This window comes from Campylobacter sp. IFREMER_LSEM_CL1846 (assembly GCF_025772105.1).
GTDB lineage: Bacteria > Campylobacterota > Campylobacteria > Campylobacterales > Campylobacteraceae > Campylobacter_D > Campylobacter_D lari_D.
In genome coordinates, this window is sequence record NZ_JAKMRM010000004.1 from 31,634 (window position 1) to 51,972 (window position 20,339).

Here is a 20,339-nt window from a genome sequence, read left to right on the forward strand (position 1 = left end):
TATTTTATACAAAAAGCTTTTAATTTTATATAATAATCAAATTTTTATAAGTTTAAAATGTATATAATCAAAAATAATACCAAGGATAAAAAATGCAAATAACTTTAAGAATTTTTCGTTTTGATAAAGATAGTGATTATTTAGCTTATTATAAACCATATGTTTATGATAGTAAAAATTTTAAAAGTGTTTATGATATTTTAAGTCAGATTAAAAAAGATGATATATATTTTGATTTTGAAGAAAACCCAGAAAGTTGTATTAAAGTTAATCAAGTTACCATTAGACAAAGAAGAGATTTAAGTAATATTATTGAAAGATTTGGGAAAGAACTCATCATAGAACCACTCGATACTAAAAGAGCTATTAAAGACTTGATCATGGATAAGAGTGATTTTTTAGAAAAACTTGAGCTTTTTAAAGGACTTATTGACATACATGATATAGAGCTTTACAAGCAATATGACTTTTTATATTATACAAGCGAAGTAAGAGAATTTCTACCTGAATATCTAGGAGATAGTTTCTTTATATTTGCCTATAAAATGCTACTTAAATATCCAGAAAAAACTCCACAATTTTTAAAATTGATAGCAGATGAAGAAAAAGGAATTTATTATCATACTAAATTCAAAAATTTTATTTCATCTAATGAGCTTGACTATAAATCTTACATCAAAGAATTAAAAGTTATGCTTGTAAAATCAGGTCTTGCAAGAAGTATTTTTTAAGGAATTAAAATGTATAAAATTTACACCAATAGCAATAATGATTTATTTTGTTATTTTGATATTATCAAAAATGTCTTAGATACAGTCAGTGTTGAAAGCACATTATGTGAAAAACCTTTGGGTAAAAATTATTTTATTATTGACTATGATCCTAAAGATATTTTAGATGAATATTCTAGAATGATGGATGAGAATAATATCTTAGCTTGCGAATATAGCTCTTATGAAATTATGAGTAAAATCGATAAGATTAAATACGCTCCAGAGTTTTTTTTAAAATACTTAAAAACAGAACACATTAAATATTTTTTTGATAAATTTAACATAGGTGTATATCAAGGATTTTCCTATGCTAATTGCTCTTTAGAACTTGCTAAGATTCTTAAAGCAAATATAATTGATTTTGAAAGAAAATATAAGAGTTGTGGCTATGGGTTCTTAAGTTTAAATGCGCAATTAGCTTATAAAAGTGCAGCAGCAATCATTTTAGATGCTTATGATAGTGGTTGTGATTTTTTAGTTGTAGAAGATTTTTATTCTTTTTATATGTTTGATAAGTGTTCTAAAGAATTACAAGCAATTTCAAATAGAAATTTTGAAGATTTTTATATTTTAAGTTTCGCAGAGCTTGCAAATTTAGCTCTAGGTATAGTACCATACACTTTAAAAAAACACAAATTAAAAGTGAGTTTAGTCAATGAAAATCGCTCTTGAATGCAAGGATTTAATTTTAGAAAAAACTTTAGAAATTGCTTTAAAAGATTTTTTAGTTTTAAAAAAAGATTGTGATTTTTTAGTCTGTGATGAAAAAATCAACACACAAAAGCCACAATTTATCATCAACAAAAAATCAAATTTCTTAACTCACCCTTTTAACATAGAAGAGTTGCTATGTGCTTTAAATGATTTCAATGCAAGCTTGCAAAATATTGCCTATAAAATAGCAATGCGTGAGAAAAAAATTATGAATCAAAAATGTGAAGCCATTTTAGAACAACTACGCCAAGAAAGTCATGAAAAAATCGATGCAATATTTGATCTTTATAAAACAGAGTTAAAAAATCTTATCAAAGAAGAAAATAATAATGCATAAAACACAAGAATATCAAAGCGTAAGAGATTTTTTAAAAAATTACAAAGAGGATAAAAAAACAAGCTCAAAAAAACAAGCTCAAAAAATTTACACCACTATAGAAAGTGGAATTTATAAGGGTAAAAAAATTTTACTTCCTAGCCTAGATACCACAAGAAGCACTAAAAGCATAGTAAAATCATGTGTTTTTAATGTTTTGCGTTTTTCTTTACAAGATAAGGTTTTTATAGAGGCCTTTGGAGGAAGTGCTTTGATGGCATTAGAAGCAAGAAGCAATGGTTGTTTAAAAAGTTATGCCATAGAAAAAGATAAAAAGGCTTATGAAATAGCTTTAAAAAACGCTTCTGGTGTTGATCAAAATACCCTTTGTTTTAATGATGATACTTTTAAAAAAACTCCTCAAATTATTCAAAATTCTAAAGAAGATATTATTTTATATCTTGATCCTCCATTTGATATTAGAGAAGGTTTTTTTGATATTTATGAAAAAACTTTAAAATTGATAGAAAATATACAAAATTCAAATGTAAAAATCATTATCATAGAACACCACAGCACTTTTAAAACTCCAACTAAAATACAAGATTATGAAAAAACTAAAGAAAAAAAATTTGGCTCAACTACTCTAAGTTTTTACTCCTTTATATAAATTTGGAACTTTTTTTGCTTTAATTTTATGAAAATAGCATAGATTAAAGGAAGAATCGATGAGAATATTATTATTTTGCTTGGTATTAAATCTAAGCGTTTTTGCAGCTACTATTAAAGAACTTACCAATGTAGTGGGTGTTAGAGATAACCAACTTATAGGATATGGTTTGGTTGTTGGTTTAAATGGAAGTGGAGATGGTACAAGTAGCGAATTTACTCTACAATCTATTTCAAATATGCTTCAAGGTATGAATGTAAAAGTTAGCCCAGGCGATATAAAATCAAAAAATACAGCAGCAGTAATGGTAACAGCAAAACTTCCTGCTTTTGCAAGAAGCGGAGATAAACTTGATGTAAGTGTAGCTTCTTTAGGTGATGCAAAATCTTTACAAGGTGGAACCTTACTTATGACAGCTCTAAAAGGAGTTGATGGAGAGATTTATGCAGTAGCTCAAGGTTCATTAGCTATAGGTGGACTTAGCCCAAGACCGGGTGCAGCAGGAACACACTCAACCTCAGCAAATGTTATTAATGGCGCTGTAGTAGAAAGAGAAATTCCACAAAACTTTAGTCAAAGCGAAGATTTGATTTTAAGCTTAAAAGAAGCAGATTTTAAAACAGCTAATAATATAGAAAGAGTTTTAAATACTATTTTTGACGCAGATATAGCAAAAGCTTTAGATTCTAGAACTATAAAATTAACAAAACCTGAAGAATTTTCTCATGTTGAATTTATGGCAAGAGTATTAGAACAAGATATAGCTTATACCCCAGAAAGCAAAGTAATCATTGATGAAAGAACAGGAACTATCGTTGCGGGAGTAAATATAGAAGTTGAACCTATATTAATTACTCATAAAGATATTACTATAAAAATTGATCCAAACAATACCGTAGCTTTAGGACAAAATGAAATCGATATGAAAGATGGTGGTATTTTAGACCCTGTATCTAATACTTTAAAAATCACAAACAATAAAACAACAGTAGCAAACATAGCTAGAATGTTAAATAAACTTGGAGCAGCACCAAATGATATCATAGCTATTATGCAAAATCTAAAAAGAGCTGGTGCAATCAGTGCTGAATTAGAGGTGATATGATGAGAGTTGATAATTATTTAGCGAGCAAAAATTACAGCAGTGAGCTTTATGAAAACATTACCAAGCATAATAATAGCTATAAGGCTGCTAAAAACTATGCAGATAGTGCTTTTAAAAATGATTTAACTCATATACAAGCATTAAATGATGAAGATAAAGCTTTAAAAGAACAAACCGATGCTTTTGAAGCTTTCTTAATCAAAAGTGTTTTGGATATTTCTTTAAAACAAGAAAATTCTTTATTTGGAAAAGATGCAAGTGATGAAATTTATTCATCTATGTATAATGATACTATGAGTAAAGCATTAAGTGGTGGTTTAGGTTTTTCAAAATTATTATTTGATTATTTAAAAGAAAGGCGTTAAGTTATTTTTTTAAGTGTCGATATGGTTCTTAGAGTTTTTCAATAGAACTGGAGGCTTAAAATGATAAACCCTATACATCAAAGCTATGTGGCTCAAGTTGCTACTAGCGATATAAATAAAACAGAAAACAAAGAAAATAGCAAGGCAAAAGAAACTCAAAAGGTAGAAGAAAATAAGGCATCTTTTATTGCTTCACAAATAAAGAATGGCGAGTATAAAATAGACTTGCAAGCCACTTCAAAAGCAATAGTAGATTCTTTATTATAATTTTTATCCTTTTTTGGGTTAGTGCCTAAGAAAGGATAAAAAATGGTTAAACAACACTTAGACAAAACAAATTCTATTTTAGAAAAACTCATCAATCTTACTTTAGAAGATATAGCTCAAATTCAAGCTGCTAATCACCAACATGTTAGCAAAAGCGTAGAAGAAAAAACTAAACTTGTAAATGATTTTCAAATTGCTAAAAAAAATCTTGATAAGGCTTTAGTAGAACTTAGCAATCAAGGAAACAATAAGGGTTTAGACGAACTTTTAGATGATGAAGATAAAGAAAAACTTGCTCTTTTAAAGCAAAATTTAAACACCTTACATCAAAAAAATAAAGAATATGCTAAATTGGCTCTTATTATTAAAAATTTTTACGACAATCTTTTAAATACAATGTTTGAACAAAATGGAACAAATAATGCTTATGGGGATAATAAGACAATTCCAGATTCATTATTTAAGATCAATGTTTAAAGGCTAAGTCATGGGAATTTTTGATAGTTTATATACAGGGGTTAGTGGTATAAGAGCTGCTGAACTTCAAATCAATACCACAGGTAACAATATCTCTAATGCAAATGCAGTATTTTATACTAGACAAAGAGCGGTGCAAAGTTCAGGTATGTCTCTTGATAGAGGTGGCTTACACTTAGGAACAGGTACGCAAATTGATACTATTAAAAGATTGCATGATGAGCATTCTTATTATGAGCTAAAAAACGCCACTACTCAACAAAACTATACAAATTATTTAGGACAAATTTTACAAGAAGCAAGTCAAAGATTTCCTGATATGCAAGGAACTGGTATTTTACAAGATTATAAAAATTACTATGATGCGTGGAATAACTTTGCTTCCAACCCAAGCGATGGAGCAAGTAAAATAGATCTTGTTAATAGTGCAAACACATTAGCTCAAAACATACAAAAAACATTACAAGATCTTAGCAAAATGCAACAAACCGTTAATGAGCAAATTCAACAAACCGTAGATGAGATTAATAACATTGGTCAAGAAATTGCAAATATTAATAAACAACTTGAAAATGAAGAAGTTTTACCTACCGATAATGCAAATCAACTAAGAGACAAAAGAGATGAACTTGAACTTAGACTTTCAAAGTTAGTTAATGCTGTTGCTTGGAAAGGAACAAGCTCTCAAGATAGTACTTTAGAATCTACCATGACTGATTCTGGAAGATATTATGATTTAAGTATTCAAGGTTTTAGTATAGTAAATGGCTCTAGCTTTCACCCTTTAAAATTAGATAATAACAACCCTAATGGTTTTTATCAAATTTATTATGAAGTAAATGATGAAAACCGCTATGATTTAACAAGCAAAATTTCAGGCGGACAGCTTGGTGCTCAACTTGATCTTAGAGGTAGAAATTATGATGGCAATCATGATACTTACAGCGATGGAAAATTACAAGAGTATAAAGATATGCTCAATACCTTTACAAAAACACTCATAACTCAAACTAATAATGTCTATGCTCAAGCAGCAACCGATAAAGTAAATTCAGATGATTTAAAAGGTTTAAAATCTGATACTTCTTTAATGAGTTATGATAAAAACATCCAAGCAGGAAGCTTTGACATCACAGTTTATGATGAAAAAGGTGAGCCGGTTGCTACTAGAACTATAAAAATAGATGTTAATACCACTATAGAAGATGTTATTAAACAAATCAATGCAGATGTTGATGATAATAAAGATGGTGTTAGCGGTAATGATTTAAATGATTATTTTCAAGCCTTTTATCATTATGATGGAAAAAGTGATAGTGGAAATTTCCAAATCAATGGCTTAAAAAAAGGTTATAAAATAGCTTTTAAGGACAATGGCACAAATTTCCCAGGCGCTTTAAATGTATCTTCATTTTTCAATGGTCAAGATGCAAGTAGCATTAATGTAAATTCAAGCATTAGAAATGATCCAAATAGCTTAAAAGCAAGTTCAAACGGAGTTGATGGAAATAACGATGTAGCTAATGCTATGTTGCAACTTCAAAATCAAAAAGTAAATTTTTATAATAAAGATGGTACAGTAGATACTATGACTTTAGATGGATATTATAGAAAATTTACAGGCCAAATTGCTTCAGATGCTGAAAGCAATGGCTTTGCGCATGCAACTAATATGACGGTATTTAATACAGCTTATGCAGAATATCAATCAAAAAGTGGTGTAAATACCAATGAAGAATTAGCAGCACTCATACAATATCAAGCAAGTTATGGCGCTGCAGCTAAAATCGTAACTACCGTTGATCAAATGCTTGAAACCTTACTTGGTTTAAAATCTTAATGCAAATTAAAGCTCTTTTAGATGAAGCAATTTTAAGCAAAAACACTCAAAAAGAGCTTTTCTCTCATCCTGATCCTTTACAAATTGCAAGTGTTTATAAAGATGAAAATATAGCCTTGCTTTGTGCTTTATTTGCCTATGGAAATGCTAAAAATATTGTAAATTTTTTAAATAAACTTGATTTTTCCTTGCTTGAGAAAAGCGATGAGATTATTAAAAAAGAATGTAAAAATCTAAAATACCGCTTTCAAAACTCTCAAGATATAGCTCAAATTTTTATCACACTCAAGCGCTTAAAAAATGAAGATAGTATAGAAAATATTTTTACCAAAACTTATCAAAAAGAACAAAATATCACACAAGCGATAAAAATTTTTATAGAAACAATTTACAAGCTTAATCCTTATAAAAGTTATGGTTATGAATTTTTCTTTTCAAAAGAATTTAACATTCCAAAAGGTCCTTTAAAAAGATATAATATGTATCTTAGGTGGATGGTAAGAAAAGATGAATTAGATTTAGGTTTGTTTAAAAATATCGATAAAAAAGACTTACTCATACCCTTAGATACTCATACTCATAAAGTTTCATTAAAACTTAAGCTTTTAAAGCGTAAGATTTATGATTTTAAAAGTGTTTTAGAACTTACGCAAAGTCTTAAAAAATTCGATCCTGCTGATCCTATAAAATATGATTTTGCTCTATATAGAATCGGACAAAACAAGGAAAGCTTATGGAGCTTGAATTAACTTATTATGTGATTTTATTCTTTGTTGCTGCTTTTGCAGGTTGTGTTGATGCGATTGTAGGCGGTGGTGGGCTTATTACCATACCTGCTTTATTTGCTTGTGGTATTCCTCCTCATTTAGCCCTAGCTACTAATAAACTTCAAAGTACCTTTGGATCACTCACTGCGGTTTTAGCTTATAGAAAATCTATGCATATAGAAAAGATAGCTTTGGGAATTTTATTTACTGCTATTGGAGCTGCCATTGGAACTTATGCAGTCTTACTAATAGATCAAAATGCTGTTAAAATCATTGTATTAATTTGCCTTGTTTTAATCTTTTTTTACACTATTTTCAAGCCTGATTTAGGCCATGTACATAATAAAGCTAAAATGCGCACTACAAGCTTTCAAATTATCTTTGGCTTGCTACTTGGTTTTTATGATGGTTTTTTAGGACCTGGTACTGGATCTTTTTGGATTTTTGCTTGCGTGATATTTCTTGGTTTTAGCATGAAAAATGCAAGCATTAATACTAAAATCTTAAATTTTACTAGCAATGTAGTAGCTTTAGGGGTATTTTTATACTCTTATGAGGTGCTTTGGAAAGTTGGTATTTTAATGGGTATAGGCCAAATTTTAGGTGCTTTTATAGGATCAAAACTAGTCTTAAAAACACAAGGAACTTTTATCAAAAAACTCTTTTTGATTATGGTTGCTTTAACTATAGCTAAGGTTGCTTATGATTATCTTGCTTAAATTTCTTGACTAATTTGCCACATAGGTAAAAATACACCCAAGGCTAAAACTAAAATCAAACTCGCCATAAAAATTGTCATCAAAGGCTCCAAAACACTCAAAAGCTTTTGAGTATAATTTTCTTTTTTATACTCATAAAACAAAGCAAGCTCATAAGTACTTTCATCTAATTTAGAACTTTTTAAAGCTAAATTTAACATTCTTATCACAAAAGGCTCAAAAAGCTTTGTGTTAGAAAAAGCTTGAGCTAAATCAAGTCCTGATTCAAATGAAGTCTTTATAATAAACATTTTGTTTTTAAAGAATTGATTTTCTATACCTTCACAAGCAAGTTCAAAAGCTCTTTTTATATCCACCCCTGCTTTTAATAAATATGAAAAAATTAAGAAAAAACAAAATTTATCTTGATAAAATATTATTTTTCCAAAAATGGGAGAATAAAAAAGAATTCTATGAAAAAACAAAGACTTCCTAAAAGAATAAGTAAGTATTATAAAAAATCCTATATTTAATAAAATAATCATATAAAAATGACTAAAAAAATCAGCTATAATAAAAAGAATTTGAGTGATTTTTGGCAAATCCAATTCAAGTTGTAAAAATAAAGTTTTAAATTCAGGCAAAACTAAAGTTATAAGAATAAAAAAAGCAAAAATAATACACATAAAAACGAAAAGTGGATAAGCTATAGCCTTTTTTAACTGCTTAAAACTATGAAGATTTTTTTCTTTTAAACTAATAATAATATCAAGAGCCTTATGTAAATCTTCTCTGCCATCACAAATTTTTAAAATAGCACATTCTCTAGAATTTAAAATATCTTTAAAGGCTTCATTATAAGAACTTCCATTATTGAGTTTATTATAAATTGTATTAAAAATTTTAATATTTTGTTTTTCATAGCTTGATTTTAAAAATTCTAAAATTGCTTCCTGTAAGCTTAATCCTGCCTTTAAGATCATATTTAAATCCTTAAGAATGAAAATAAGCTCTTCTTCTTTGATTTTATGTTTTATCGGTTTGAAATATTCTTCAACACTAATAATATTTACAAATGACTTTAACGCAAAATTTCTAGCTTCATATAAATTTCTAGCCCTTATTATATATTGTTTTTGCTCTTTATTTAATACATAAAAAATAACAAATTTTTTCAAAAACTAATCTTTCTTAACTCATCTATACTTGTTAAGCCAAGTTTCGCCTTTTCTAAAGCATCCATACCTAAAGTCAAAAAATCTTTTTTTAAAGCGTATGCTGAAATATTTTCATAATTTTCATTATTTTCTATCATATTTTTTAAATTATGATCTAAAAATAAAAATTCAGCTACCATCAAACGCCCTTTATATCCACTATACATACACTCAACACAACCTTTTGCTTTGTAAAATTTTCCTTCAAAAACTTGATTTTGAAAGTAAAATTTTTCCTTGTTAGGTTCTTTACATTCACATAGTTTTCTTACTAATCGTTGAGCTATAATTAAATTAAGAGAATGAGCTATTAAGTATTCTCTTGCACCCATATGCTTCATTCTAAAAATAGCTTCTATAGCGCCATTAGTGTGTAGGGTACTTAAAACTAAATGTCCGCTTAAAGAAGCTTTTAAAACTATATCCAAACTATCCTCATCTCTAATTTCACCTATCATAATCACATCAGGATCGTGTCTTAAAACTGCTCTTAAAGCTTTATGAAAATCAAATCCAGCTTTAGAATTTAAAAGAATTTGTTGAGCATATTTAAGTTTATATTCTATAGGATCTTCTAGAGTGATGATTTTTTTACTTTGTTCAATTTCATTTAAAATAGCATGCATAAAAGTACTTTTACCACTCCCTGTTGGCCCACAAAACAAAATCAGACCATAAGGTGCATTCGTGTGTATTTTCAGCTGAATTAAATTTTCTTCTTTGATAAAAAGTTTATCAAGTTTTAAAACATATCCATCTTGTTTTAAAATTCTAAACACTATGCTTTGTCCAAATAATAAAGGTATAATTGAAACTCTAAAATCATATTTTTGCTCTAAAATGATTTTAGAAAAACTCCCATCTTGAGCTTGTCTTTGTTCAGCTACATTAAGCAAAGCAATAATTTTTACATGCATCAATAAGGCTTGGTATGATTTTGCATCAAAACTATATATATATTTTAACTCCCCATCTATTCTAAATCTTATATATACTTCATTTTCTAAAGGTTCTAAATGGATATCACTTGCTCTTAAAAAACAAGCATAAGTTAAAATTAAATTCAAAAACTGCTCTAATAAAAATTCATCTTTATTTTCATCACTTTTCAAACTAAGCTCTAATCTATTAAGATGATTTTGAAATTTAATTAAAAATTTAACCCTTTCTAGCAAAAATTCAAATTGCGTAAAAACACAAAGAAAAATCTTGATAGTTTTAAAACGATATAAATTTTGTATTTTTTCTAAAACATTCTCTTCCAATGGTTTAAAGGAAGCTATATGGATATTTTCATCATCTTCATAAAAACAAAAAATATCATGTTGTTCTATTAAAGAAAAAGGCAAAATGTGAAGATATTTTTCAAAATCAAAAGTTTGATTTAAATTTAAAAATTCCATTTTATATTGAGAAGCAATTTCTTTTAAAGAATACTCACTTAAGTTTTTTAATTTTTGATGTGTATCACTCAAAATAAATCTCCAAAAGCTTTTCGTATTCTTTTTTAGCTATTAAAGCATCTTCATATCTTCCGAGTTTTATTTTAGCATTAATAAAAACAAGCCAAGCTTCTTTTTGCAATAAATCAAAATCATTGGCTTCCATAGCCCAAAAAACTGCTTGTTTGTATTCTTTATTTTGATAAAAATATTTTGCTAAATTTAAAGCATTTTCATAGTTTGGTTGATTAATGAATTTTTCATAAAATATGTTTTGATCGAAACTATTGTTTTGAATTTCTATAGCATTTAAAAAAGAAAAACATATTAAGATTTTAAAACATATCATCTTCATGCTGAAAACCTAGGTCTTTTAAACTTAAAATTTTATTATTAGTTTTTACTAAACTTGGTTTGATAATAAAAACTATTTCGCTAATATCTTCATAATTTTGTTTTCCTTGAAATAAAGCTCCAAAAAGTGGAATTTTAGATAAAATGCTTATTTCATTATGATTATTAATGGTATTTTTACTAATCAATCCGCCTAAAATTAAAGTTTGCCCATCATCAACTTCAACTACAGTAGAAAGCTTTTTTTGTATAGTATCTGGCGCTATATTTCTTGGTTTGCTTTGTCTATGATTATCAAAACTATATTTAAAATCACTCAAGCTTGGATTAATCCTAAGCATAATTTTATGATCATCTGAAATTTCAGGCAATATATTAAGTAAAATTCCTACAAAAATAGAATAATTATTATATATTTCACTAACTATTGTACCATTTTCTGTTCCTTTAGAACTTTCTTTTACTTGATAATTTATTGTATCGCCTATAGAAATAATAGCTTGCTGATTGTTTAAAGCCATAAGTTTTGGGTTAGAAAGTATAGTTGTTTTACCATTTTCTTGTAATAAATTTAAAATAGCTTTAGTTTCAATATTTGCTTTTAAGTTAATATTTCTAACACCATCTTTATTAATTATAAAATCATTATCATCACCATTAAGTTTAAAAGCAAGTTCTTGCCAATTAATTCCACTTGAATGATTTTTGTTTAAATGCACAGCAACAATACTTACATCAATTAAAACTTGTTTTTTAAGTCTTTTATTTAAGTCATCTAAATATTTTCCAACTCTTGCAAGTTCATATGGAGTTGCATTTAAAGTAATAATTCCTGCATTAGTATTGACAATAGGTTTAGTTGTATTTTCATCCAACAAAGCTTGAATTTCTTCTGAAATTTTCTCCCAAAAATCAAATTTATCAGTACTAATAACTAAATTATCTACTTCTTTATAATTATCATAATCTCCTTGTTTTGGTCTAGAATCCACTGAAGCTTTAGTAATACTTTGTCCTTCTCTAATAGAACTTATATAATGCACTTTAAAAGTTTTAACTTGTTTTCCATAAATTTTTAAAGCATTTTTATCGTATTCATAAGCAAGATTGTTTTCCACCAATAAAAGCTTAAAAATCTCTCTTAAAGACATTTTCTTTATATGTAAATAATTTTGAGCATGCATTAATTTTTCTTGAGCAAAAATATCTTTGATAATAATACTAAAATCACACTCTCTTCCGAGTTCATTTAAAATTTCAAGCAAAGAAGTTTTGTTTTCTACTCTTATATTAAAAAAATGCTGATTACACTGCATGGCAAATACATTTGTAAAAAACAAAAAATTAATACATAAAAATACTATTTTTTTCATACAAATTTACAACCATTATTTTTTCTTCCTTTTTTAATACAACTTGAGAATTTCTAATTTCAACTATTTTAAAACCATCAATATAATCGTTTAAAGCATACCACTTATCATTAATCTTAATCTTATTTGAAACAATAGCTTGCAAAGAAAAATTAGATTTTATATTTGTAGTCTTTTTAAAAAAAGGATCTTGAATTGAAATTAAATTATCAACATAACAATTTTGATTTAAAAATGGATAATTAACACCAAAAGCATTAATTACCCATAAAACAAGAAAAAAAATTCGAAACAAAATTAATTTTCATTGCTAAAATCAGCACTTGCTAAACGCTTAAGCTGTCTGTAACGACGTTGTGCCTCTGCTTTATTTTTTTCAAATAATTCTTTTGCTTGCTCAGGATTTGATTTTTTCAAAGAATTATAACGAACTTCATTCATTAAAAAGCTTTCATATAAATCCCAATCAGGTTCTTTTGAAGAAATTGTTAAAGGATTTTTACCTTCAGCTTCTAAACGCGGATCATAAATATAAGTTGGCCAATATCCACATTTTGTAGCTAACTCTGCTTGATTTCCTGAATTTCCAAGTCCACCTTTAATACCATGAGCTATACAAGGAGAATAAGCAATAATCAAAGAAGGTCCATCATAAGCTTCTGCCGCCATTACAGCTTTTAACAATTGTGCATAATTTGCATTAGAATTTACTTGAGCCACAAAAATATAACCATAAGTCATAGCAATTTGACCAAGATCTTTTTTCTGTACTGGCTTACCTGCTGCAGCAAACTGTGCTACTGAACCCGTTCTTGAAGATTTTGAGCTCTGACCACCTGTGTTAGAATACACTTCAGTATCAAGCACTAAAATATTTACATTCTCACCGCTTGCCAAAACATGATCAAGTCCACCATAACCTATATCATAAGCCCAGCCATCACCACCAAAAATCCAATGTGATTTTTTACTTAAATAGCTTTTAAGTTCTAAAATATCATTAACTGCTTTGATTTGCTTATTTTCTTCTAACAATGGAACTAATTTATCTCTTAATTCCAAAGAAACTTTAGAATCTTCTTTATTTGCAATCCACTCTTTATATAATGCAGAAAGTGCGTTAGGTACTTCTTGCATACTTTCATTCATTATGTGTTCTATTTTATGTCTTGTAGTTTCAGTTGCTATTTTCATACCAAGACCAAATTCAGCATTATCTTCAAATAAAGAATTGCCCCAAGCAGGTCCATGACCATTTTTATTGCTTTTTCTATATGGAGTTGAAGGAGCTGAGCCACCATAAATAGAACTACAACCCGTTGCATTAGCAACAATCATTCTTTCACCAAATAATCTAGTAATTAAAGTAATATAAGGAGTTTCTCCACACCCTGGACATGCTCCATGAAATTCAAATAAAGGTTGAGCAAATTGGATGCCTTTGGTATTTTCTCTATTTAAAATATTATCTTTATAACTTACTTTTTTGAATAAATAATCTGCATTTTCTTGCTCACCATGATCAAGCTCTTCACCTAGTGGTACCATCACTAAAGATTTTTCTTTGGTAGGACACTCATGCACACAAAGCTCACAACCTGTACAATCAAGCGGCGAAACTTGAATTTTGAAATTTAATTTTTGTTCTTTCACGCCTTTTGCATTTAAGCTGTGCTCTTTTACACCTGCTGGAGCATTGTTTAATTCTTCTTCATCAATCAAGAAAGGTCTGATAACTGCATGAGGGCATACTGAAGCACATTGATTACACTGAATACAATTAGTTTCTATCCATCTTGGCACCATAACACCAACGCCTCTTTTTTCATACTCAGTAGTACCATGCTCAAAACTACCATCTTCATAGCCCAAAAATGCCGAAACTGGTAAATCATCACCCTTAGCTGCATTCATAGGTTTTGCGATTTTTTCAACAAACTCAGTACCTTTATAAGCTATAGTTTCTTCTTTTGCTTCATTAGCTAAATTTACCCAAGAAGGATCAATATCAACTTTTACAAGTCCATCTGCACCTACATCAATAGCTTTATAATTCATTTCAACTATAGCATCACCTTTTTTACTATATGATTTATAAGCTAATTCTTTCATATATTTTTGCGCATCTTCAAAAGGAATGATATTAGCAAGTTTGAAAAATGCTGATTGCATAATCGTGTTTGTTCTACTACCTAGTCCTATCTCTCTAGCAAGTTTTGTAGCATTAATGATATAAAAATTAATTTCCTTTTGCGCTAAAACTCTTTTTACCGCATTTGGAATTTTTTCAATAGTTTCTTGCGCACTCCAAATACTATTTAAAAGGAAAGTTCCTCCTTTTCTAATACCTGCTAAAACATCATAAATTTCTAAATACGCAGCCACTGAGCATGCTACGAAATGTGGCGTAGAAACTAAATAAGTTGAAGTAATAGGTTTTTTAGAAAATCTTAAATGGCTTCTTGTGTAACCACCTGATTTTTTAGAATCATAAGCAAAATAAGCTTGCGCGTAAAAATCTGTTTTATCTCCTATAATTTTAATAGAGTTTTTATTTGCACCTACAGTGCCATCGGCACCAAGTCCATAAAATAAACACTCTATAGTACTTTCATCACCCAAAGAAATTTTCTCTCCCACAGGCAATGAGGTAAAGGTTACATCATCATTAATTCCTATGGTGAAACCATCTTTTGGGTTTGCTTGATTTAGATTTTCAAAAACTGCTATTAACTGAGCAGGATCCACATCTTTTGAAGAAAGTCCATATCTACCACCAACGATTAAAGGTGCTTTTTCTTTTCCATAATATGCACTTTTTAAATCCAAATAAAGTGGCTCGCCTAAACTTCCTGGCTCTTTAGTTCTATCTAAAACAGCAATTTTTTCAACACTTTGAGGCATTACATCAAATAAATATTTTAAACTAAATGGTCTATATAAATGAACTTTTAAAACCCCTACTTTTTCACCTTTGCTACTCAAATAATCTACAACTTCTTTTAAAGCTTCAGTCACTGAACCCATTGCTACAACAACACGCGTTGCATTTTTATCCCCATAATACACAAAAGGTCTGTATTCTCTTCCTGTAATTTTTGAAATTTCTTGCATATATTCATTAACAATATCAGGAACAGCTTCATAATATTTATTTGCCAACTCTCTTGTTTGAAAATAAATATCATCATTTTGAGCCGTACCTCTTGTTTTTGGATTTTCTGGATTTAGACAGGAATTTCTAAATTCCAATAAAGCCTTACGATCCAATAAGCGATCAAAATGTGCATAATCCATTACTTCAATTTTTTGGATTTCATGAGAGGTTCTAAAACCATCAAAAAAATGCATAAAAGGCACTCTACCTTTAATAGCTGCTAGGTGTGCAACACCTGCTAAATCCATACTTTCTTGCACAGAATGCGAACAAAGCATAGCAAAACCTGTTTGTCTTGCAGCATAAATATCTTGATGATCTCCAAAAATAGATAGCGCTTGAGATGCTAAAGCTCTAGCTGCCACATGAATTACTCCAGGCAAAAGTTGACCTGCAATTTTATACATATTTGGTATTTTTAGCAAAAGTCCTTGAGAAGCGGTATAAGTCGTGGTTAAAGAACCTGCTTGTAAAGACCCATGAACTGTCCCTGCTGCACCTGCTTCACTTTGCATTTCTACAACTTTAACTGGCACTCCAAAAAGATTTTTTTTGCCTTGAGAAGCCCATATGTCAGTATAATCAGCCATAGGAGAGCTTGGAGTGATAGGATAAATTCCAGCAACCTCTGTAAATGCATAAGCAGCGTAAGCTGCTGCTTCATTACCATCCATCGTTTTCATTATTTTACTCATTTAATCTATCCTTATAATTAAATAATTACTTAAAGTCAATAACTACTTTATCTTTAATTGTCTTAAACAATAATAAAAATTTTTTATTATTTATAGGTATAGAGTTTAAATGGGAAATTATCGGATATCTCTTATATATTTTATGGCTTCATAGGTATTTTTAAAAAGCGGAATTTCAAATTTAGCTAAACTTTCTTTACTTTCATAACCACTACTTACAGCCACAGGAATAATATTGGCATTTTGAGCAGCTTTTATATCTAAATGAGTATCACCTACCATAAAAGCATTTTCTTTGTTTTTAGAAAGTTTCTTCAAAGCTAATAAAATAGGCTCAGCATCTGGCTTTGGACAAGTCACATCGTCTCTACCTATAATAACTTTAAAATACTCCCCTATACCTAAATGATCAAGCAAAGGTTTAGAAAATTTAGAACTTTTAGTCGTAACAACAGCTAAATCAGCAAATAAACTAGCCTCATATACACTTTCTTTTGCCAAAGGAAGTAAAGAAGTTTGTTCTATATAGATTTTTTGATATACATTTCTATAAGCATTAATATATTCACTTGTTTTCTCTTTTGCCACACCAAGCTTTTCAAAAGCTACATCCAAAGGAAAACCTATCAAAGCCTTAATAGCTTCATGATCTCTTAAAGGCTCATTAAAAGCTTTAAAAGCAGCATCAAATCCATCTAAAATGGCACTTGTAGAATCTATCAAAGTGCCATCTAAATCAAATAAAATTGTCTTTTTTAGCAAAATTTATTCTTTAATAAAAAATTTTGCTTCAACGCGTCTATTTTGCGCACGACCTTCTTTGGTATCATTGCTTGCTTTTGGCTTTTCAAAACCATAGCCTTTAGTTACAATTTTTTCTTTAGCAACACCTGTTTTTTCAAGTTCCTTCGCTACGGCATTAGCACGCTCTAATGATAATTTTTGATTATAAGCCTTAGGACCTGTACTATCTGTATGGCCTTCTAAAATAGTATAGTATTGAGGATTTTCTTCTAAGATCTTACCCACTTCTTGAATTTTTTGAGCAAATTCTGGATTTATATTAGTCTGATCAAAACCAAAATGTCCCTCAAGGGCTATTGTTTTTTCACAACCTATATGATCAAGCAAAGCACCTTTTCTTGGTTCTGAACATGTTTTATCGATTTGTTTTACTTGTGGCTTTTCTTCAATTTGTTTTGTTTCAACATTAGGAGTTTTTGGAGCTTTATTGCCAAAATAAAAACTTAAACCAACACTAGAAATTAAATTATGTTCGCCATTGTTGAATTTAATTTGATCTCTTGCTTCAAGTCTTAAAGCTAAATCTTCTCCAAGTGCGAATTTAAAACCCGCACCATATTGAGCAAACATACCACTTTTATTTTCATAAGCCCCATGACTTAAATATTCATAACCTGTTCCTAACAATCCATATAAATACACATGATTAGCTAAATCAATTCCTTTAATAGCATTCATATAAAATCTTGAAACACTAGTATCTGTATGTGTATTATCATTTGGATTATTATATTTTGCATTATCATAATACTCTAAACCAAATTCAGCTTGATCTATCCATAAATCATCATAGTGATAGCCAAATCTTAAGCCAACTCCACCATAATTTTTAAGATCTAAATTTCCTTCTGGTGTTGTATAGTTAAAGGTCGGGGTTATTTCTATTTTGCTAGCATCAAAAGCAAATAAAACACTAGCTAAACTAACTAAGCTTATAATTTTTTTCATAACAATCCTTATAAAATAAATTGAGCGATTATATAAAAAAGAAGATTAAAATAAAATAAGCCCCTTTGGGTAAGGGGCTTAAATTTACTACAAAAAGGAGGTTTCCCTGATCGGACCTTGGAATTATAAATATTTATTCTAAACAAAAAATCCTTTGATTTTAAATAAAATAAAAATATATGAAAAAAAATATGATTTTTTTAAAAAAATAGAGAAAATGGATCCAAAATGGATCCAAAAAATATTAGCGTTTAGAGAATTGTGGGCTTCTTCTTGCTTTTCTACGACCGTATTTTTTACGCTCAACAGTTCTGCTATCTCTAGTAAGAAGTCCTTTTGGTTTTAATAATGCTCTAAAATCTGCATCCATAGCAGCTAAAGCTCTTGAAATACCATGTCTTAAAGCTTCAGCTTGAGCACTGTAACCACCGCCTAAAGTTGTTGCTTTAATGTCCATAGAAGTTTCTTGCTTAGTTACTAATAAAGGTTGAACTACTTTTAATTTTATAGCTTCATGTCCGCCAAGCCAAGTGTTTAAATCCATACCATTAACGATGATTTTACCACTACCAGCTTTTACCCAAACTTTAGCTACAGCGGTTTTTCTTTTACCTGTTGCGTATGTTGTTGCCATGATTATTTTCCTTTATTAGCAATTTGAGCAGTATGAGGATGTTCGCTACCTGCATAAATTTTTAATTTTTTAAGCATAGCTCTACCTAGGTTTGTTTTAGGTAGCATACCACGAACTGCTAATTTATATAATTTAACTGGATTTTTTTCTAATAAATCACCAAATTTTTCGCTTTTTACGCTTCCAAAATACCCTGAATGTCTGTGGTATAGTTTATCTTCTGCTTTATTTGCACCTGTGAAAACTGCTTTAGAAGCATTGATAATGATTACATAATCTCCACAATCAACATTTGGAGTATAGCAAGGTTTATTTTTACCTCTTAAAATAGTCGCTACTTCTGTTAAAAGACGACCAAAACGCTTTCCTTCAGCGTCTAAAACGATCCATTCGCGTTTTACTTCGTTTGGCTTTGTTATCTTTGTCATCATCTTACCTTTGCCAAAAATTTTTTTAAAATGAGATTATAATTATTTTAGCTTAATTAATACTTAATTTAAGAATATTTAAAGCTTAATAATACTAATTATTTAACCATCAGTTTTTATAGAAATTCAATTGTATAATTTAACTTATAATTCTATAATTTAATTTTCTGTATATAAGGTTTCATAACAATTTCAAATTTTTTCATATTTTCTATCATAAAATCTATTATCTCATTCCAATTTGCTTCATCATAGCTATCGTATTCTTTTTCAAATTTAATTCTACAAGCTCTTTTTTCATCAAGCCTTTCCCATATTAAATTTTCAAAAGTATTGTTTATTTCTTTTTCATTTTCTTTAAGTTTGTCAAATATAATTTTATTTTTATCCTTATCTTTACTATCTATATAAAGCTCTATTCTCGCACAATCTTTATTAAAAATAAATCCATATTGACAAAAACCAAAACCACTTCTAGCTGCTATCCAATTATCCTTTGATGGACTTATATTTGAAAACAATTCAAAATTTTCTTCTTTAATTTTGTTTAATAATTTATTCCAAAATTTTAATCTTATAATGTGTCTTTGTTTTTCAGAATTGTTAATTAAATTTTGTTCTTGTTCTTTCTTTGCCATTTTAATTATATAATCTTGTGCTTCTTTTATAGGTATAATTTGTTCTACATTTAAAAAACATTCTTGATTAAATTCGTATGGAGTAACTTTGAAACATTGTATATATAAACCTTGATTTATAAGCCATAAAACTGCTGAAGTTACTTCTTTTCTAAAATTTGCTGCTACCAAAATAATGCGCTGTTGTTGATTTTCTATTTTTACATCATCATAATTTTCTATACCAAAAAAATCACATAATTTTTCTTTATAATTTTCATTTTTTATATATTCTATATAAATTCTTTCTATATCACTTTTAGAAAAAGTAGAACAATAAGAAGCGTATTTAACAGCTTGCCAAGTAACATCTTTTCCACTATCATCTAGTTTATTTTCTATAATGACTAAATTTCCTTCTTTATCCAAAGCCAATAAATCAAATCTTTCTTTTGTACCATCAAAATCATCAAATTCTTTTTGAATAACAAGCAAATCCTCGCCCAAACAACTAGGATTTTTAGCTATCCATTCTTGCAAATGTTTCCTTTCTGTAAATTCTAATTCTTTAAAAGTCTTTTCAGCTAATTTTGTTATGGAATTTTCTAATTTATTTATTTTATACATTTTACACCCTCATGAAAATTTTTATCTATTTCATATAAATAAAAATATTTA

The 20,339-nt window shown here is 28.6% G+C and carries 22 protein-coding genes; 11 read left to right on the forward strand and 11 right to left on the reverse strand.

What is annotated here, in order from left to right:
* Nucleotides 1–92 precede the first annotated feature (92 nt).
* From L8W40_RS02895 to L8W40_RS02945, 11 genes are read left to right on the forward strand one after another with little or no spacing between them, the layout of a single operon-like run.
* Nucleotides 93–731, forward strand: a complete 639-nt coding sequence (locus L8W40_RS02895) for a DUF5644 domain-containing protein (protein WP_263664619.1) — start codon at nucleotides 93–95, stop codon at nucleotides 729–731.
* Between the two features lie 9 nt (nucleotides 732–740).
* A complete protein-coding gene (locus L8W40_RS02900; protein WP_263659832.1) occupies nucleotides 741–1,445 on the forward strand; it encodes a hypothetical protein in 705 nt (234 codons plus the stop codon).
* A complete protein-coding gene (locus tag L8W40_RS02905) occupies nucleotides 1,429–1,824 on the forward strand; it encodes a hypothetical protein (protein WP_263659833.1) in 396 nt (131 codons plus the stop codon). The genes L8W40_RS02900 and L8W40_RS02905 overlap by 17 nt, the downstream gene beginning before the upstream one ends.
* The gene (locus L8W40_RS02910) at nucleotides 1,817–2,473 is read left to right on the forward strand and encodes an RsmD family RNA methyltransferase (RefSeq protein WP_133319372.1); all 657 of its coding nucleotides are present in this window, start codon (nucleotides 1,817–1,819) and stop codon (nucleotides 2,471–2,473) included. Before L8W40_RS02905 ends, L8W40_RS02910 begins: the two co-directional genes overlap by 8 nt.
* Nucleotides 2,474–2,531: 58 nt before the next feature.
* Nucleotides 2,532–3,578, forward strand: a complete 1,047-nt coding sequence (locus L8W40_RS02915; protein ID WP_133319373.1) for a flagellar basal body P-ring protein FlgI — start codon at nucleotides 2,532–2,534, stop codon at nucleotides 3,576–3,578.
* Nucleotides 3,578–3,943: a rod-binding protein gene (locus L8W40_RS02920; RefSeq protein WP_207921002.1), complete on the forward strand. Its 366-nt coding sequence runs from the start codon at nucleotides 3,578–3,580 to the stop codon at nucleotides 3,941–3,943. Before L8W40_RS02915 ends, L8W40_RS02920 begins: the two co-directional genes overlap by 1 nt.
* A gap of 60 nt (nucleotides 3,944–4,003) precedes the next feature.
* Nucleotides 4,004–4,210: a flagellar biosynthesis anti-sigma factor FlgM gene (locus tag L8W40_RS02925; protein ID WP_263664620.1), complete on the forward strand. Its 207-nt coding sequence runs from the start codon at nucleotides 4,004–4,006 to the stop codon at nucleotides 4,208–4,210.
* A 42-nt stretch (nucleotides 4,211–4,252) separates the two neighbouring features.
* On the forward strand, nucleotides 4,253–4,687 hold the full coding sequence (flgN, locus tag L8W40_RS02930; RefSeq protein ID WP_133319375.1) for a flagellar export chaperone FlgN: 435 nt from the start codon (nucleotides 4,253–4,255) through the stop codon (nucleotides 4,685–4,687).
* Between the two features lie 10 nt (nucleotides 4,688–4,697).
* Complete coding sequence (flgK, locus tag L8W40_RS02935; protein ID WP_263664621.1) at nucleotides 4,698–6,527, forward strand: flagellar hook-associated protein FlgK; 1,830 nt, start codon at nucleotides 4,698–4,700, stop codon at nucleotides 6,525–6,527.
* On the forward strand, nucleotides 6,527–7,276 hold the full coding sequence (locus L8W40_RS02940; protein WP_263664622.1) for a TIGR02757 family protein: 750 nt from the start codon (nucleotides 6,527–6,529) through the stop codon (nucleotides 7,274–7,276). The genes flgK and L8W40_RS02940 overlap by 1 nt, the downstream gene beginning before the upstream one ends.
* Entirely contained in the window at nucleotides 7,261–8,013 is a 753-nt protein-coding gene (locus tag L8W40_RS02945) for a TSUP family transporter (protein ID WP_263664623.1), read from the forward strand. The genes L8W40_RS02940 and L8W40_RS02945 overlap by 16 nt, the downstream gene beginning before the upstream one ends.
* Here the strand turns inward: L8W40_RS02945 and L8W40_RS02950 are convergent.
* From L8W40_RS02950 to L8W40_RS03000, 11 genes are all read right to left on the reverse strand, one after another.
* Nucleotides 8,010–9,170 carry a type II secretion system F family protein gene (locus tag L8W40_RS02950; RefSeq protein ID WP_263660514.1) on the reverse strand — a complete coding sequence of 387 codons (1,161 nt, stop codon included), beginning with the start codon at nucleotides 9,168–9,170 and terminating at the stop codon, nucleotides 8,010–8,012. The two genes, L8W40_RS02945 and L8W40_RS02950, sit on opposite strands and share 4 nt — an antisense overlap.
* The gene (locus L8W40_RS02955; protein ID WP_263664624.1) at nucleotides 9,167–10,684 is read right to left on the reverse strand and encodes a GspE/PulE family protein; all 1,518 of its coding nucleotides are present in this window, start codon (nucleotides 10,682–10,684) and stop codon (nucleotides 9,167–9,169) included. The genes L8W40_RS02950 and L8W40_RS02955 overlap by 4 nt, the downstream gene beginning before the upstream one ends.
* Complete coding sequence (locus L8W40_RS02960; protein WP_263660516.1) at nucleotides 10,677–11,006, reverse strand: CDC27 family protein; 330 nt, start codon at nucleotides 11,004–11,006, stop codon at nucleotides 10,677–10,679. The genes L8W40_RS02955 and L8W40_RS02960 overlap by 8 nt, the downstream gene beginning before the upstream one ends.
* The gene (gene mshL / locus L8W40_RS02965) at nucleotides 10,987–12,378 is read right to left on the reverse strand and encodes a pilus (MSHA type) biogenesis protein MshL (protein ID WP_263664625.1); all 1,392 of its coding nucleotides are present in this window, start codon (nucleotides 12,376–12,378) and stop codon (nucleotides 10,987–10,989) included. The genes L8W40_RS02960 and mshL overlap by 20 nt, the downstream gene beginning before the upstream one ends.
* Complete coding sequence (locus tag L8W40_RS02970; protein WP_133319383.1) at nucleotides 12,350–12,673, reverse strand: hypothetical protein; 324 nt, start codon at nucleotides 12,671–12,673, stop codon at nucleotides 12,350–12,352. Before L8W40_RS02970 ends, mshL begins: the two co-directional genes overlap by 29 nt.
* A 2-nt stretch (nucleotides 12,674–12,675) precedes the next feature.
* Nucleotides 12,676–16,230 (reverse strand): pyruvate:ferredoxin (flavodoxin) oxidoreductase, encoded by a 3,555-nt coding sequence (gene nifJ, locus L8W40_RS02975; protein ID WP_133319384.1) that lies wholly within the window; start codon nucleotides 16,228–16,230, stop codon nucleotides 12,676–12,678.
* 117 nt (nucleotides 16,231–16,347) lie between these two features.
* Nucleotides 16,348–16,992, reverse strand: a complete 645-nt coding sequence (locus L8W40_RS02980) for an HAD family hydrolase (protein WP_263664626.1) — start codon at nucleotides 16,990–16,992, stop codon at nucleotides 16,348–16,350.
* 3 nt (nucleotides 16,993–16,995) lie between these two features.
* Nucleotides 16,996–17,982, reverse strand: coding sequence for an OmpA family protein (locus L8W40_RS02985; RefSeq protein ID WP_263664627.1), 987 nt, complete (start codon nucleotides 17,980–17,982; stop codon nucleotides 16,996–16,998).
* Nucleotides 17,983–18,226: 244 nt separating this feature from the next.
* Nucleotides 18,227–18,616, reverse strand: a complete 390-nt coding sequence (gene rpsI / locus L8W40_RS02990) for a 30S ribosomal protein S9 (protein ID WP_039617655.1) — start codon at nucleotides 18,614–18,616, stop codon at nucleotides 18,227–18,229.
* A gap of 2 nt (nucleotides 18,617–18,618) precedes the next feature.
* Nucleotides 18,619–19,044, reverse strand: a complete 426-nt coding sequence (gene rplM, locus L8W40_RS02995; protein WP_039617653.1) for a 50S ribosomal protein L13 — start codon at nucleotides 19,042–19,044, stop codon at nucleotides 18,619–18,621.
* Between the two features lie 152 nt (nucleotides 19,045–19,196).
* Nucleotides 19,197–20,288 (reverse strand): DUF4268 domain-containing protein, encoded by a 1,092-nt coding sequence (locus L8W40_RS03000; protein ID WP_263664628.1) that lies wholly within the window; start codon nucleotides 20,286–20,288, stop codon nucleotides 19,197–19,199.
* Nucleotides 20,289–20,339: the final 51 nt, after the last annotated feature.

Bases quoted from the DNA above. Each gene is read 5' to 3' on its own strand.
- L8W40_RS02940 (WP_263664622.1), top strand. From the start codon at position 6,527: ATGCAAATTAAAGCTCTTTTAGATGAAGCAATTTTAAGCAAAAACACT.
- L8W40_RS02905 (WP_263659833.1), top strand. From the start codon at position 1,429: ATGAAAATCGCTCTTGAATGCAAGGATTTAATTTTAGAAAAAACTTTA.
- rpsI (WP_039617655.1), bottom strand. From the start codon at position 18,616: ATGGCAACAACATACGCAACAGGTAAAAGAAAAACCGCTGTAGCTAAA.
- rplM (WP_039617653.1), bottom strand. From the start codon at position 19,044: ATGACAAAGATAACAAAGCCAAACGAAGTAAAACGCGAATGGATCGTT.
- L8W40_RS02920 (WP_207921002.1), top strand. From the start codon at position 3,578: ATGAGAGTTGATAATTATTTAGCGAGCAAAAATTACAGCAGTGAGCTT.
- L8W40_RS02900 (WP_263659832.1), top strand. From the start codon at position 741: ATGTATAAAATTTACACCAATAGCAATAATGATTTATTTTGTTATTTT.
- flgK (WP_263664621.1), top strand. From the start codon at position 4,698: ATGGGAATTTTTGATAGTTTATATACAGGGGTTAGTGGTATAAGAGCT.
- L8W40_RS02915 (WP_133319373.1), top strand. From the start codon at position 2,532: ATGAGAATATTATTATTTTGCTTGGTATTAAATCTAAGCGTTTTTGCA.
- L8W40_RS03000 (WP_263664628.1), bottom strand. From the start codon at position 20,288: ATGTATAAAATAAATAAATTAGAAAATTCCATAACAAAATTAGCTGAA.
- L8W40_RS02985 (WP_263664627.1), bottom strand. From the start codon at position 17,982: ATGAAAAAAATTATAAGCTTAGTTAGTTTAGCTAGTGTTTTATTTGCT.
- L8W40_RS02895 (WP_263664619.1), top strand. From the start codon at position 93: ATGCAAATAACTTTAAGAATTTTTCGTTTTGATAAAGATAGTGATTAT.
- mshL (WP_263664625.1), bottom strand. From the start codon at position 12,378: ATGAAAAAAATAGTATTTTTATGTATTAATTTTTTGTTTTTTACAAAT.
- L8W40_RS02945 (WP_263664623.1), top strand. From the start codon at position 7,261: ATGGAGCTTGAATTAACTTATTATGTGATTTTATTCTTTGTTGCTGCT.
- L8W40_RS02960 (WP_263660516.1), bottom strand. From the start codon at position 11,006: ATGAAGATGATATGTTTTAAAATCTTAATATGTTTTTCTTTTTTAAAT.
- nifJ (WP_133319384.1), bottom strand. From the start codon at position 16,230: ATGAGTAAAATAATGAAAACGATGGATGGTAATGAAGCAGCAGCTTAC.
- flgN (WP_133319375.1), top strand. From the start codon at position 4,253: ATGGTTAAACAACACTTAGACAAAACAAATTCTATTTTAGAAAAACTC.
- L8W40_RS02910 (WP_133319372.1), top strand. From the start codon at position 1,817: ATGCATAAAACACAAGAATATCAAAGCGTAAGAGATTTTTTAAAAAAT.
- L8W40_RS02925 (WP_263664620.1), top strand. From the start codon at position 4,004: ATGATAAACCCTATACATCAAAGCTATGTGGCTCAAGTTGCTACTAGC.